Annotated in this window: 9 protein-coding genes and 1 pseudogene; 2 read left to right on the top strand and 8 right to left on the bottom strand. The window is 70.9% G+C overall.

The genetic code is table 11. The features are described from left to right. Nucleotides 1-414: 414 nt before the first annotated feature. Nucleotides 415-4,224 (top strand): ATP-dependent RNA helicase HrpA, encoded by a 3,810-nt coding sequence (gene hrpA / locus OHA72_RS63015; RefSeq protein ID WP_327011927.1) that lies wholly within the window; start codon nt 415-417, stop codon nt 4,222-4,224. On the opposite strand, the gene OHA72_RS63010 is transcribed toward hrpA, so the two are convergent. The 3 genes from OHA72_RS63010 to OHA72_RS63000 form a co-directional block, all read right to left on the bottom strand. Then, nucleotides 4,194-6,095, bottom strand: coding sequence for an MFS transporter (locus OHA72_RS63010; RefSeq protein WP_327005545.1), 1,902 nt, complete (start codon nt 6,093-6,095; stop codon nt 4,194-4,196). The genes hrpA and OHA72_RS63010 overlap by 31 nt on opposite strands. Nucleotides 6,096-6,157: 62 nt before the next feature. Beyond that, nucleotides 6,158-7,123 carry a hypothetical protein gene (locus tag OHA72_RS63005; RefSeq protein ID WP_327005544.1) on the bottom strand — a complete coding sequence of 322 codons (966 nt, stop codon included), beginning with the start codon at nt 7,121-7,123 and terminating at the stop codon, nt 6,158-6,160. Nucleotides 7,124-7,939: 816 nt separating this feature from the next. Next, on the bottom strand, nt 7,940-8,485 hold the full coding sequence (locus OHA72_RS63000; protein WP_327005543.1) for a hypothetical protein: 546 nt from the start codon (nt 8,483-8,485) through the stop codon (nt 7,940-7,942). 195 nt (nt 8,486-8,680) lie between these two features. On the opposite strand from OHA72_RS63000, the gene OHA72_RS62995 reads away from it, so the two are divergent. Further along, complete coding sequence (locus OHA72_RS62995; RefSeq protein WP_327005542.1) at nt 8,681-10,867, top strand: hypothetical protein; 2,187 nt, start codon at nt 8,681-8,683, stop codon at nt 10,865-10,867. Between the two features lie 36 nt (nt 10,868-10,903). Here OHA72_RS62995 and OHA72_RS62990 read toward each other — a convergent pair whose 3' ends face one another. The 5 genes and pseudogenes from OHA72_RS62990 to OHA72_RS62970 form a co-directional block, all read right to left on the bottom strand. Continuing rightward, nucleotides 10,904-11,581, bottom strand: a complete 678-nt coding sequence (locus OHA72_RS62990) for a GNAT family N-acetyltransferase (RefSeq protein ID WP_327005541.1) — start codon at nt 11,579-11,581, stop codon at nt 10,904-10,906. Nucleotides 11,582-11,588: 7 nt separating this feature from the next. Further along, nucleotides 11,589-12,056: a DoxX family protein gene (locus OHA72_RS62985; protein ID WP_327005540.1), complete on the bottom strand. Its 468-nt coding sequence runs from the start codon at nt 12,054-12,056 to the stop codon at nt 11,589-11,591. Nucleotides 12,057-12,202: 146 nt separating this feature from the next. Then, nucleotides 12,203-13,249 carry an NADP-dependent oxidoreductase gene (locus OHA72_RS62980; RefSeq protein WP_327011926.1) on the bottom strand — a complete coding sequence of 349 codons (1,047 nt, stop codon included), beginning with the start codon at nt 13,247-13,249 and terminating at the stop codon, nt 12,203-12,205. A 74-nt stretch (nt 13,250-13,323) separates the two neighbouring features. Then, nucleotides 13,324-13,740 (bottom strand): organic hydroperoxide resistance protein, encoded by a 417-nt coding sequence (locus tag OHA72_RS62975; RefSeq protein WP_327005539.1) that lies wholly within the window; start codon nt 13,738-13,740, stop codon nt 13,324-13,326. Between the two features lie 73 nt (nt 13,741-13,813). Beyond that, nucleotides 13,814-14,233: pseudogene (locus tag OHA72_RS62970) on the bottom strand (MarR family winged helix-turn-helix transcriptional regulator); the annotation flags it as partial. Between the last annotated feature and the right edge of the window lie 97 nt (nt 14,234-14,330).

Raw genomic sequence — 14,330 nt, 5'->3', positions numbered from 1 at the left:
GCGGGTCAACCAGCGGCAGGCGTTGCAACAACGGCAGGTCTGGCAGCGTCGGACGCGGTGGCAGCGGACATGGTGGCAGCGGACGCGGTGGCAGCAGCGAGCACGGCGGCGGCGGAGACGGTGGCGGCGGGCCCAGCGGACGCCTTGACTGTGGATGCGGGGGCGGTGGCTTCCGGACAGTCGGTGGGCAGGAAGAACGGCAGGAGACAGGGCGGCGGCGGCCAGAACCGCGGCGGCAGCGGGCAAAACAGCGGCGGCAGCGGGCAGAGCGGCAGCGGACAGGGCAGCCAGGGCAGCAGGCAGAACAGGCGGACCGGCCGGGGTGCCGGTTCGGAGCAGGCCGCGTCGCAGGAGCGGGGCGGTGTACCGGATCTCGGCGTCCTGCATGAGCTCCGCTCGCGTCTGGCCGGGTTGATGCCGCAGGACCAGCATCGGCTGCGCCGGCGGCTCGAAGGGGCGAAGAAGTCCCCGCACGCGCAGGCGATCGCCGAAGCGATCCGCGCCGACGTGGAGCGTGCCGAGCAGCGGGTCGCGACCCGCCGCGCCGGGATGCCGCAGATCACGTACCCGGAGCAACTGCCGGTCAGTCAGCGCAAGGACGACATCCTCGCCGCCATCCGTGATCACCAGGTGGTGATCGTCGCCGGTGAGACGGGTTCGGGGAAGACGACCCAGTTACCGAAGATCTGTCTCGAACTGGGCCGTGGTGTCACCGGGCAGATCGGGCACACGCAGCCGCGGCGGATCGCGGCGCGGACGGTGGCGGAGCGCGTCGCCGAGGAGCTGGGCACCGAGCTCGGTGCCACGGTCGGGTTCAAGGTCCGCTTCTCCGACCAGTCCGGCGATCAGACGATGATCAAGGTGATGACGGACGGCATCCTGCTCGCGGAGATGCAGACGGACCGCCTCCTACGGCAGTACGACACGCTGATCATCGACGAGGCGCACGAACGCAGCCTCAACATCGATTTCATCCTCGGGTACCTCAGGCAGTTGCTGCCGAAGCGGCCCGACCTGAAGGTGATCATCACGTCGGCGACGATCGACCCGGAGCGGTTCTCCCGGCATTTCGGTGACGCCCCGATCGTCGAGGTGTCGGGCAGGACATACCCGGTCGAGGTCCGGTACCGCCCGATCGAGGCGCCCGACGAGGGCGAGGAGGAACGGGACCAGACCGACGCGATCTGCGACGCCGTCGAGGAACTGCAGGCCGAAGGCCCCGGTGACGTGCTCGTGTTCCTCAGCGGCGAGCGTGAGATCCGGGACACCGCGGACGCGCTCACGAAGCTCGACCTGCGCAACACCGAGATCCTGCCGCTGTTCGCCCGGCTGTCGTTCGCCGAGCAGCATCGGGTGTTCCAGCCGCACACCGGCCGCCGCGTCGTCCTCGCCACGAACGTCGCGGAGACGTCACTGACCGTCCCCGGCATCAAGTACGTGATCGACCCCGGCACCGCCCGCATCTCCCGGTACAGCCATCGGTTGAAGGTGCAGCGCCTGCCGATCGAGGCGGTGTCCCAGGCGTCGGCAAACCAGCGGAAGGGACGTTGCGGCCGTACCTCCGACGGCATCTGCATCCGGTTGTACAGCGAGGAGGACTTCGACGGCAGGCCGGAGTTCACCGACCCGGAGATCCTCCGGACCAACCTCGCCTCCGTCATCCTGCAGATGATCTCCCTGGGCCTCGGCGACCTGGCGGCGTTCCCGTTCATCGACCCGCCCGACCGCCGCAACGTCAGCGCCGGTGTACAGCTGCTGGAGGAGCTCGGCGCGCTGGAGGCCGGTCAGCGGCTCACCCCCCTCGGCCGGAGGCTGTCGCAGCTGCCGGTCGACCCCCGTCTCGCCCGGATGGTCCTCGAAGCCGAACGCAACGGCTGTGTCCGCGAGGTCATGGTCATCACCGCCGCCCTGTCGATCCAGGATCCGCGTGAACGCCCCGTCGAGAAGCAGGCGCAGGCACAGCAGCAGCACGCCCGGTTCGCCGACAAGGACTCGGACTTCCTCGGGTACGTCAACCTCTGGAACTACCTGCAGGAGAAGCAGAAGGAGCTGTCCAGCAACCAGTTCCGCAAGCTGTGTAAGGCCGAGTTCCTCAACTACCTGCGGGTCCGTGAGTGGCAGGACATCTTCAGCCAGCTGCGCTCGGTGCTGCGGAGCATGGATGTCGTACCGAATGAGGAACCCGCCGCGCCGTTGAACATCCACGTGTCGCTGCTTGCCGGGCTGTTGTCGCACGTCGGGTTGAAGGACGCCGAGAAGAGCGAGTACCTCGGTGCGCGGGGTGCGAAGTTCGCGGTGTTCCCCGGTTCCGCGCTGTTCCGCAAGACGCCGCGCTGGGTGATGGCGGCGGAACTGGTCGAGACGACCCGGCTGTGGGCCCGCGTCGCCGCGCGGATCGAGCCGGAGTGGATCGAGCCGCTCGCCCAGCACCTCGTCAAACGCACTTACAGTGAGCCGCACTGGGAGAAGAAACCCGCGGCCGTGATGGCGATGGAGAAGGTCACGCTGTACGGCGTGCCGATCGTCAGCTCCCGGAAGGTTAACTACGGCCGGATCGACCCGGCGCTGTCGCGCGAGCTGTTCATCCGCCACGCGCTGGTCGAGGGTGACTGGGACACGCATCACGCGTTCTTCGCCGAGAACCGGCGGCTGCTCGAAGAGGTCGAGGAACTCGAGCACCGGGCCCGCCGCCGCGACATCCTCGTCGACGACGAGACCCTGTTCGAGTTCTACGACAAGCGCATCGCCGAGGACGTCGTCTCCGGGCGGCACTTCGACAGCTGGTGGAAACAGACCCGCCGCGACCAGCCCGAGCTGCTCACGTTCGACCCCGCGATGCTGGTCAACGACCGCGCGGACGGCGTCGCGAAGGACCAGTACCCCGACGCCTGGGAGCAGGACGGGCAGCGGTTCGCGCTGACGTACCAGTTCGAGCCGGGTACCGACGCCGACGGGGTAACCGTCCACATCGGACTGCCGTTGCTCGGCCGGGTGCGGGACGCCGACTTCAGCTGGCAGGTGCCCGGCCTGCGTGAGGAACTCGTCACGACCCTCATCAAGTCGCTACCGAAGGCGCTGCGCCGCAACTTCGTCCCGGCGCCCGACACCGCCCGGGACGCGCTCGCCGGGATGCCGGTCCGCGACGGGCACCTCCTTGAGGCCCTGGAGCGGGAGCTGCGCCGACTGACCGGCGTGACGGTGCCCCGCGACGCGTGGGACCTGACGAGGGTGCCGGAGCACCTGAAGATGTCGTTCCGGATCGTCGACGACGGTGGCGCCGTCCTCGCCGAGAGCAAGAGCCTCACCGAGCTGCGGGACCGGCTGGCGCCGAAGGTACAGGCGACGGTCGCGGAGGCGGCGACGGACGTCACCCGGACCGGCAGCACCACCTGGGACTTCGGCACGTTGCCGCACAGCCTGTCGCGGACCGTGGCGGGGCACACCCTCACCGTCTACCCGGCGATCGTCGACGAGGGTACGTCGGTGGCGGTCAAGGCGTTCGACCTGCCCGCCCGGCAGCGGCACGAGATGTGGGCTGGCACCCGCCGGCTGCTGCAGCTCACGTTGCCGCCGGCGGCGAAGTTCGTGCAGGGTCGCCTGTCGAACGAGGCGAAGCTCGCCCTGAGCCGTAACCCGCACCGCAACGCCGTCGACCTGCTCGACGACTGCGCCGCGTGCGCCGTCGACCAGCTCATGACCGACGCCGGCGGGCCGGTGTGGAACGGCGAGGCGTTCGCGAAGCTCCGCGACAAGGTCCGCGCCGACCTGGTCGACCTCACCCTCGACGTGGTCGGCAACGTGCAGCGGATCCTTGCTGCCTCGTACGACGTCGAGCAGCGCCTCGCCCGGACGAAGAACCCGCTGCTCCTGCCCGCGCTCACGGATATGCGCGGGCAGCTGGGACGGCTGGTGTACCGGGGATTCGTGACGGACACCGGCTGGCAGCGTCTCCCGGATCTTGAACGGTATCTGCGTGGCATCGAACGGCGCTTGGAAAAGGTGCCGACGGACACTGCCCGCGACCGGGAGCGGATGCTGACCGTGCAGGAGGTGCAGCGGGAGTACGACCAGCTGGTGGCCAGCATGACGATGAGCCCTCAGCTGCGGGAGATCCGCTGGATGATCGAGGAACTCCGGGTGGGGCTGTTCGCGCAGGCGCTCGGTACCGCGTACCCGATCTCCGATGTCCGCATCTACCGCGCGATGGACGCGTTGCCGGACTGATCGCCGTCCCGGCTGCCATTCCGACTGCCGTCGGTGACCAGGTCCGGCGTTGGCCTCGGCGCCGGTGTTTGGGCTGCTGGCTGGGCGGTCGACTGGGCCGGTGGCTGTGTTGATGGCTGGTTCAGTGGCTGGTTCGACAGCTGGTTCGATGGTTGGTTCAGTGGTTGGTTCAGTGGTTGGGTCGGGGCCGTTGGTTTGGGGGGCTGCCGGACGGCCGGTGCCAGCACCGCCACGCCCGCGGCCAGTGCCGCCAGTGTCAGCAGAGCCTCACCCATCCCGATCACGTCGGCGAGGGCGCCGATGAGTGGCGGGCCGATCAGGATGGACCCGTACCCGATGCTGGTCACCAACGCGATCGCCTCGGCCGGACGGTCGGTCTCGCCGGCGGCGCTCACCGCGGCGGGGAACACCAGGCACACCCCGGCACCCCACAACAGCGCCCCGGCGAACGTCGCGGGCAGCCACGGCGACAGCACGGTGATCAGTACCCCGGCGATGCCGAGTACGCCACCGGCCCGTACGGCCCCGGCCCGCCCGAGCCATGCGGCGGCCGGCGTGCCCGCGAACCGGACGACGGTCATGGCGGTCGCGAAGGTCGCGTAGCCGAGCGCTGCTGACGCCTCGGACAGTCCTCGCCCGGTGTGGAGGTACAGCGCCAGCCAGTCGTCGGCGGCGCCCTCGATGATCGTCGCGCACAGCGTGAGGAGACCGATGAGAAGCAGTGCCGGCTTCCCGACGAGCCGTCCCCGCCCGCCGCGCCGTCCGGTGGGCGCCGGCTGCCCTGTCTGCTGCCCTGTCTGCTGCGCGGCCGGATGGTGCGCGGCCGGATGGTGCGCGGCCGGATGGTGCGCGGCCTGTTGCTCTGCTGTCCCTGGTTGTCCGGCCGCCTGCTCGTTCGACTGCTGAGGTTGCGTTCGTTGGTTCAGGACAGCCGGATCGACGGTCTGCTGGTGCCGTGTTGGCTGCTGTACGTGCTGTACGTGCTGTACGTGCTGTACGTGCTGTACGTGCTGTCCGTCCCGCTTCCGGCTCTCGCGTGCGAGACCTGCCGCCGGCACTTCCGTTGACACGCTCGGCAACCCGGTACCGATCGGAGCCCGCTCGTCGATGAACCGCGACAGACCCACGAACGTCACCGTGGCGGCGGACCACGCGGCGGCGGTGAAGTGCAGACCGATCGCAACGTCACCGCGGGCCGCCAGAGCGCCGGCCGCCGCACCGACGATTGAGCCGAGGCTCCAGCACGCGTGGTACCGGGGCATCCACTCCCGCCCGGCCCGCCGGTCGACGGCGCTGCCTTGGACGTTCATCGCCACGTCCCACGATCCGTAGGCCATGCCGAGCGCGAATAGGGCGGCCGACAGCTGGACCGGACCGGTGGCCAGGCCCACGCAGCTCAGCACCGCCGCTGCGGCCACCGAGGTGAAAGCGGTCCACGCCCTGCTGCCGACCCGCCTGCAGGCGTGTCCGGTCAACGGCATCGACAGCAGTGACCCGATACCCAGCGCGAGCAGTGCCCGGCCGAGCTCACCCGGGTTGAGATCGTGCCGGGCGACGATCGCGGGTACCCGCGACACCCACGTGCCGAGCATCGCGCCGCTGGCCGCGAAGACGACCGCCGTGCCGAGTGCGGCCCGTCGCATAGAGGTGGACCGCTTGCTGGGCATCGCCCCATCGTGCCTGCCGCGGTCCGATTCGACCATCCACCAGGGCGTCTGGGCGGGCGGTGAGGAATCGGCTGCCGGTTTCAGCGACCTCGGCGCCGCACCGAAACGACGCGCTGCACAGTCACGATGCGCTGTACAAAGTACGACGTGACATCCGGGCACGATGCCCGGTGCCGTGCCTGTGATGGCGAGACGCAGACCCACCGCGTGCTCGGGACCTGCAGCCGCTGAGGAACCGTCAGCCTGGGACCGGCAGCAGCGTCACGTCACAGGTCGTCGGGCCTGCGCATGATGATGGTCTGGTCGTTCGCGCCGGGCCCGGATGCCGGCGGAGGGCCGACCGGGGGACCAGCGGGTCGAGAACCGATTGGCGGCGCGATGGGCGGTGCGGCCGGCGCGCCGTAGACGCTCGGTCCGGCGGGTGCACCCTGGCCCGGCTGGAAGCTCTGCCCGTAACCCTGGCCGCCGTAGTTCTGCGCGCTCTGGAAGGCGGGACCTGCGGGAGCTGGTGCGGCCGGAGACCCGTACACACCGGGGGTGATCACCGACGTGGGGTGGTCGTGACCGGCGGTGGGCAGGTTGAACACCCCCGTGTCCGGTTCGAGGCGGTCCTTGCGGCGGAAGTAGAACAGGCTGCCGACGAGCCCGAGCGCCGCGACGATGGCCACCACGCCGATCCAGAACCCGAACGACAGGCCGCCGGAGTCGCTGCTGACCGGGGTTTTCGGATCCTCGCGGGGGATCGCGCCGTTGCCGGCCTCGGGCGGGGCGATGACCTCGTCGGAGGTGCCGGTCGGGTCGGCGGAGGCGCTGCGCGACGCGCGGGTGGACTTCGACGCGCTCGGGGTGGCGCTCGCGCCGGTGACGCGGACCCTGAACCCTTCGCTGTCATTGCCGGGCTTCGGATCGGTGACCTTCTGGTTGGCGCTGAGTTTGGCGACGACGCTGCCGTTGCCCTCGCCGGCGGTGCGCAGGACGACCTGCACCGAGCCGTTGACGGATGCGCTGGCCTTCATCGTCACCTGGCAGCTGGCCGCCCGGCGGTTGCCGCCGACGTTGCAGTTGCCGGCGGACTCGATCTCGGTGTTCGCCGGCACCTGGATCGTGATGGTCACCCCGACGTCGACTTTTCCATGGTTGGTGATCTGGAAACCGATGGAGGTCTTTGCGCCCGCCTTGCCCTGGATGGTGTTGTTGCCGATCTTCGTTTCGATGTCAGCCTCGGTGGTCACGGCATGTGCGGGCTGAGCGACGACGAGCGACCCGAATCCACCGGCGGCGACGGCGGCGGCGACCCACACGGCCGCGGCCCGACGGGCTGAGGCACCGCGTCCTGGGGTCCTGTGCGCTGAGGGTCCGTGCGCTGAGGGTCCGTGCGGCGCGGGGCGGGCGTCCGTGCCTTGCGCCACGGTCTGCGTGGCGTCGTGGCCCGTCCCGCGTGCCGGCGGAGTCGCGGCGAGGAGACTCGGGAGAAATCCCGCGAATCGCCGTGCCGAGCGTGCCGCCCAGCGTCCTGTGCCGCGTGTCGTCGTGCTCATGTCACCCCCAACCGGCCTTCGGCGGACACTAGCAGGATCCGTCAACCGTCGTGCCGCACGCCGGTCGGTGCGGCCCTGCGTCCTGCCACCACTCCGCTGGCGGTGCCGCGCAGTCGAGCAGGGCGGGGGAAGCGCTGGACAGCCGGTGAACGGGCGGAGCAGGCGCAACAGCCATCGGGACGCGCATGTTCGGTGACGATCATGTCACCGGAACCGCAAGAGCGTGGCATGCGTCACGCTCGCCCGTGCTCCTGTGGTACTGCGGCCGGTGCCGGCACTGTCGCTATGCCGTCACCGGGTGAGGCGGCCATGCTGAGCGGTGGGCCAAGGCGTGTAGTGGGGCCAAGGCGTGTGGTGAGGCAAGGCGTGCGGTGGGGCCAGGCGTGCGGTGGGGCCAGGCGTGCGGTGGGGCCAGGCGTGCGATGGGGCCAAGTTGTGCGGTGGGGCGAACCCGAGCGCTGGGAACGGGGACCAGCCAGGCCGCGGAGGTTCGGGGCGAAGTACGAACGGTCAGACCGCTGGCGGGGGCGCCGTGAAGTTCGCGAGGGCCATCAGGAGTGCGATCGCGATGAACCCGACGTACACCAGCCGCCGGCGGCGGATCGTCTCGTACGCGTGCCACCACGCGATCGCCGCCTCGCATGCCGGCCCGGCGACGAACACGGTGCTCCTGCGCCGTGGCACGAGCATCGGTGCGAGCCGGACCGCGGTACTGACGTAGACGCGGCGTGGGGGCGGGGGCTCGTCCGGGTACCACGGCGTCACCTGGATCTGCAGGTCGTCGTCGTCGAACCCGTCCTCGCCGAGATAGAACCGCTCGGATCGGCGGGCGAAGACCCGGCCGAGGAAGTCGTCTGCGGCGCCCTCATGTCCGAGTCTGGTCCGTTGCAGCTCCAGCCAGTTCCAGCGGGTCGCGACGTCGGTGAGGACATCGACGTACAGGCAGTCTGCGTCCTCCTCGCCGCCGACGACGCGCACGGAGTCCCGTCGCAACGGCTCCAGGTGCCGGGAGACGAATGCGACGTACTCGGCCGGCGGCTCCGACGTCATCCGCATCACACCATCGTCGCGACCCGGACCCCGAAGCGCCACCCTCACGACACGCGATGTTCCCAGCGCAGCGATGTTCCCAGCGCAGCGAGGTTTCCCACGCGGCGACGTCCCCCCGCATGACGGCGTTGACAGCGCGGCGGGCACCTCCGGTACCAGCGGCAACGGTTCGTCCAAGGTCAACTGTTGCGGGTGGATGCGATGATCGGCCCCGTGGGCTCCGCGTTACCCGTCGGCCGGGAGGTCCTCATCCCCCGGCAGCTGTCGGTCGCCATCGACGAGGGTGGCATCCGCACGGCTTCCGGCATGCTGCCCGCACTGCTGTACACCACCGAGGGCCTCGAACGGCACGGTCAGCGGGAGATGGTCTTCGCCGTGATCCGCACCGGGGCGCCCGCCCCCGGGTACCCGCTCACGATGGCCCGCACCGTCCACCAGCTCGCGGCCGAGGGGCGGCTCGTGGAGGCGGGGGACGTCAGCGTGTTCGGCCAGCCCGGCATCGACGTCGACGGCCGCGTGACCGGGTTCGTGTACGCCGCCGCCCCCGAGGACATCCCGTCGACGGTCAGGTTCGAGCGCCCCCCGCTCGTGGCGTTGCCGCTGCTCGCCGGTGAGACCGCGGTGGTGCAGCGGTTCGGCCACGCGCGGGTCCTGTCCCTGCTCGGTGCGCAGGAGCGGTACTACCCGCATCCGTGGTGGTTCCGTCCCGGCCGGCCCCCGGTCGTCGACGACGCCGAGTTCCGCGCCGCGACAATGCTGTCGAAGGCTCCCGCGTACAACCTGCCGTTCCTACGGGTCGTCCACATCGGCGACCGTCTCGAGCTGATCATCACCGCAGGCGACGCCACTTCGTACATCGGCGGCGCCGACGAGGAACTGGAGGCGTTCGAGGAGGCGCTGCGCGAGGCCGCCGACGTGTGCGCGTTCCTGCCCGGACTTGCCGACGTCCCGCAGACGTACGTGTGGGCGCCCGGCCAGCAGGGTCCCGCCGCGATCGTCGCGCCGGGCGGTGAGCGTTCCACCCGGATCGGCTGCAACTTCCTGCTCCTGGTCCGGGGCAACGTCGAGCCGACCGCCCGGCAGGTCGAGGACGGTTTCGCGGTGCTGCTGACCGGTGCGATGTACGCCCGTCTCCGCCAGGCGGTCGAGGCCGGCCGCCCGATCGAGATCGGCCTGCCTGCCGGTGCGGTCAGTACCCTCGCGCTCCGCTTGGAGCCGAGGCCCGGCCCCGCGACGCGTCCTGTGCAGGCGGTGCGGCCGGGTCCCGGAACCCACTCCGAGTCTGTTCCGCAGCCTGGTCCGGCCGGCGGTGACGGCGATCTGGCTGGTAATGGAGCACGGTCCGCTTTCGCTGACCCGGCCATCACCGCGGCCAGGTTCAGGTCCGACGCCGCGTTGGGCGGCGAGTCCGGCAGCGAGTCCGGCGGCGAGTCTGACAGCGGGTCCGACAGCGGGTCCGACAGCGTGTCCGGGAGCCGGTCTGGCAGCGGTACCGGCAGCGGTACCGGCAGCGGCGCTGGGGGCTTGTCGGGCAGTGGTGTGGGCGGTGGCGCGGCGCTCGGCGGCCACGGCGTGTCCGGTGAGGCGCATCGAGTCAGCGGTGCGGAGCGGCCTGCGGCAGCGCGGCGGTCCGAGGACTCGGATCAGGCCGGTGACGAGCACCGTTTCCGCGACGCACCCCAGCACCCGGACACGCCCCCGCACGATCCGGACCGGCCGCTGAACGCGAACCAACCGCTGGACGCGAACCGACAACCCAACGCAGGCCGCTCCCTGAACGCAAGCCGTTCTTTGGACGGGGACCGGCACTTGGACCGGGACCGGCCTCTGGACGGGGGGCGGTCCGAGGGCACCGGCCGTCCCGGCGACGCTGTGAACCACTCCGGGACGGGGACCCTCCGCGACAGCGGCCACACCGTCGCCCGCTCCGCACAATCCGGCGTCGCACCCGTGCAACCTGCCGGTGAGCGGTACCGCACCGGCGAGCTCACCATCTACCACCCGCCGCGAGCCGAGGACGCCGAGCGGTCGGGCCGTGACGCCGACGGCAGGGCGCTCCGGCACGTCGACCGTGGCCGGATCGTCCTGCTCACGTCGGAGGAGCAGCTCCGCCGGGCCACGACCGCGGCCGAGCTCGGCGACTTCATCGACCGGGCCAGGGGCATCGTCGATCGGGCGTTCACCGGTGTACGGCACGGCACCGAGGAACTCATGGTCGAGTTCCACCTCGGCCCGTCACGCCCGGTCGCGGTGCGGATCATGGCCCGCCCGGAGGCCCCACCCCGCGAGCTGCAGGTCGTCCTGGAGCGGCAGCTGCTCGCCCTGCGGCCGCCGACGATCCGGTACACCGAGGTCGCGTTCCAGCTCCACCTGCAGCTGTACCGCTGACCCTGCGGCACCGCCACAGCGCGGGCGCTCCGCAGGTCACTGGCCGGCGGGGCGGTGCAGCCGGTACAGCACGTGCTCGACCAGTGGATGGTCCGGTTCGAGGTTTGGGTGCCGGAAGTCGTCGGCCGGGTCGCGGGTCATCCCGATCCGCCGCATCACCGCCTGCGAGGGTTCGTTGGTGCGCGTGGTCATGGACACGATTTCGTCCATCCCCGCACCGTAGACCGCAGCACCGCCAGCGGCGGCAGCACCGCCAGCGACAGCACCGGCAGCACCGGCAGCACCGGCAGTGTCAGCGGCGGCGGGGCGGAACGCGAAGTTCCGTGCCGCTACCGCCGCCTCCGTCGCGTACCCATGTCCCCACGCGTGCCGGGCCAGCCGCCACCCGATCTCCAATGCCGGCGTGAAGTGCGCCGGGAACCGCTGCCAGGCCAGCCCGACGAACCCGATGAAGCCACCGCTGCCGGCGCCGGAGCCAGGACCTGACCCGGTCCCCGGACCGGTCGGACCGGACTCGACGACGTCCACCGCCCACAGGCCGTACCCGTGCTCGTCGAACGACGCCTCGATCCGGTCGACCATCATGTCGCTCTCGGCCCGGGTCAGCGGTCGCGGGAAGTACCGCATGACCTCGGGGTCCGCGTTGAGCGCCGCGAACGGCGCCCGGTCCTCGTCCCGCCACCGTCGCAGCACCAACCGTGAAGTTCGCAGCATCCCGCCATTAAACCCGCGGTGGAACCGCCCGGCGGTCCGTATTGCGAGCCGGCGAGGATCGCGGAGCCTCCCGGGCGACCTTCAGCCCCCACAGGATCAGCGGCAACTGCAGCGGCAAGCGGCCGTGTGCGACCGCACGGCGTACCGGCGGCGCGTGCCGCCAGTCGAGCGCCATCTTCACGTTGGCGGGGAACACGGCCGCGAAGAATCCGGCGGAGGCGAGCCCGGCCGCCCGGCGGGTCCGCGGGTGGACCAGCCCGGCCGCGAGCGCGAGCTCCACGACCCCGCTCACGGACGTGTAGGTCCGTGGCGACCCGGGCAGCGCCCGCGGCACGATCCGGTCGTATGGCTTCGGGTTCACCAGGTGGGTGACCCCCGCGGCCACCAGCAGGCCCGCCAGCGCGAACGCGGAACGACGCCCGGGCGCAGCGCCACCGCCCCGCACAGCGCTGCCGGGGACAGTGCTGTCCCGCACAGCGCTGCCGGGGACAGTGCTGCCCGGGACAGTGCTGCCGGGGACAGTGCTGCCGGGGACAGTACTGCCGGGGACAGCGCTGCCGGGAACAGCGCTCTCACGCACGGCGTCCCTGTGTACCGCGCCGTTCTGGCGCGCGGACCAGCTCACGAGAGGCGGACGATCATCTTGCCGAGGTTTTCCCCGCGGAGCATGCCGAGGAACCCGTCGACGGCGTGGTCGATGCCGTCCACGAACGTCTCCGCGACCTGCACCCGTCCCTCGCGCAGCCAACCGGCCATCTCCTCGACGAACTCCTGCCGCCGCCCCCAGTGGTCGAGGACCAGGAACCCCTGCAATGTGATCCGCTTGCTGATGAGCAGCGTCAGGTTCCGGATGCCGGTCGGGTCGGGGTTGTTGTACTGCGAGATCGCGCCGCAGACGGCGACCCGACCGTGCAGGTTCATCCGGAACAGGGCCGCTTCCAGCTGCTCGCCGCCGACGTTGTCGAAGAAGACGTCGATGCCGTCGGGGGTGAGCTGCTTCAGCTGCGTCCGGATCGAGCCGTCCTTGTAGTTGAACGCGGCGTCGAATCCGAGGTCCTCGACGAGGTACCGCACCTTCTCCGCGGAGCCGGCGGACCCGATCACGAGCCGCGCGCCCCGCAGCCGGGCGATCTGCCCGGCGAGGGTCCCGACGGCCCCGGCGGCGCCGGAGATGAACACCGTCTCGTCGGGGCGCATCTTCGCCACGTCGAGGAGCCCGGCGTATGCGGTGAGACCCGGCATCCCGAGCACGCCGAGGTACGCCGAAGCCGGCGCGATCGTGGTGTCCACGACCCGGCTGTGCCGCGCGTCGAGGAGCGCGTACTCGCGCCAGCCGAGCCCGTGCAGAACACTGTCGCCGACGGCGGGAGACGCAGAATCACGGCCAGAGTCACGGCCGGAATCGCGGCCAGAGTCACCAGCGGGCCCCCCTGTGGCGATGACCGTGCCGACCGCGCCGCCGTCGAGGGCCTCGTCGAGTTTGAACGGCGCCACGTACGACGGCACGTCGTTCATCCGGCCGCGCATCGCCGGGTCGACGGACATGACCTCGTTGCGGACGAGGATCTGTCCGGGGCCGGGCGCCGGCAGTTCCTCGGTGACGAGCCGGAAGTCCTCCGGCGTCGGGAACCCGGTCGGCCGGGCGGCGAGCTGCCAGACCCGGCTCACCGTGCCGCCCCCGCCAGCCCCAGCGCCGCTGGTGCCGTCCCCGGTCACACTGTCTCCCGTCACGCCGTCCCCGGTCACGCGATCTCCAGCTTGACGTCGATGTTGCCGCGGGTCGCGTTCGAGTACGGGCAGACCTGGTGCGCCGCGTCGACGAGCTGCCGGGCGACGGCCGGGTCGACATCGGGCAGGGTGACCGTCAGCGTGACGTCCAGGCCGAACCCGCCGCTGCCGTTGGGCCCGATGCCGACGCGGGCGTTGACCTCGGAGCCCTCGACGGACGCCTTGGCACGGCGGGCCACGACCCGCAGCGCGCTGTGGAAGCAGGCCGCGTAACCGGCGGCGAACAGCTGCTCGGGGTTGGTCGCCCCGCCGGCGCCGCCCATCTCCTTGGGCACGGCGACGTCGACGTCGATGATGCCGTCGGTGCTGGTGACGTGGCCGTCGCGGCCGTCGCCGGTGGCGGTGACGTCAGCGGTGTACAGGACTGCCATCAGGGGTGTCTCCTTGCGGGTCGGTGAGCGCCGCACTGTTGATAGGCGCCGGGTCGGTGAGCGCTGGGTCGGTGAGTGTTGCCGTGAGGCGCACCAGGGTTTCGCGGAGCGCGTCGAGCTCGCTGATGCCGAGCCCGCCGTCGCAGACGAGCCGGGCGGGGACGGCACGGGCCCGTTCGCGCAGTGCGCTGCCCGTGTCGGTGAGCCGGACCGTGACGGAGCGCTCGTCGTCGGTGCGTCGTGAACGCGCGACGAGGCCGGCCGCCTCGAGGCGTTTGAGCAGCGGCGACAGGGTGCTCGAGTCGAGCCGCAGCGCGGCGCCGATCTCCTTGACGGTCTGCGCGTCGTGCTCCCAGAGCACGAGTAGGACGAGGTACTGCGGGTACGTGATGCCCAGCTCGTCGAGCAGTGGACGGTAGCGCGCGGTAACGGCCCGCGAGGCCGTGTACAGCGCGAAACATACCTGCTGGTCGAGTGCCAGAACATCCCTCACCACCGAAAAGTAGCACACGACTAGATCGTGCACGACTTAACGAGTCGTCAATCACCCGGCATCTGCCACCGGAACCAGTCACGGGGCGCCAGTCACG

It is taken from the genome of Dactylosporangium sp. NBC_01737, assembly GCF_035963215.1.
Lineage (GTDB): Bacteria > Actinomycetota > Actinomycetes > Mycobacteriales > Micromonosporaceae > Dactylosporangium.
Note: the sequence above shows the minus strand (reverse complement) of the source record. Positions and strands in the feature narration are given on the sequence as shown.

Excerpts from the sequence above, each read along its gene's own strand:
- hrpA (WP_327011927.1), top strand. The coding sequence starts at position 415 with ATGCCGCAGGACCAGCATCGGCTGCGCCGGCGGCTCGAAGGGGCGAAG.
- OHA72_RS63000 (WP_327005543.1), bottom strand. The coding sequence starts at position 8,485 with ATGCGGATGACGTCGGAGCCGCCGGCCGAGTACGTCGCATTCGTCTCC.
- OHA72_RS62995 (WP_327005542.1), top strand. The coding sequence starts at position 8,681 with ATGATCGGCCCCGTGGGCTCCGCGTTACCCGTCGGCCGGGAGGTCCTC.
- OHA72_RS62990 (WP_327005541.1), bottom strand. The coding sequence starts at position 11,581 with ATGCTGCGAACTTCACGGTTGGTGCTGCGACGGTGGCGGGACGAGGAC.
- OHA72_RS62975 (WP_327005539.1), bottom strand. The coding sequence starts at position 13,740 with ATGGCAGTCCTGTACACCGCTGACGTCACCGCCACCGGCGACGGCCGC.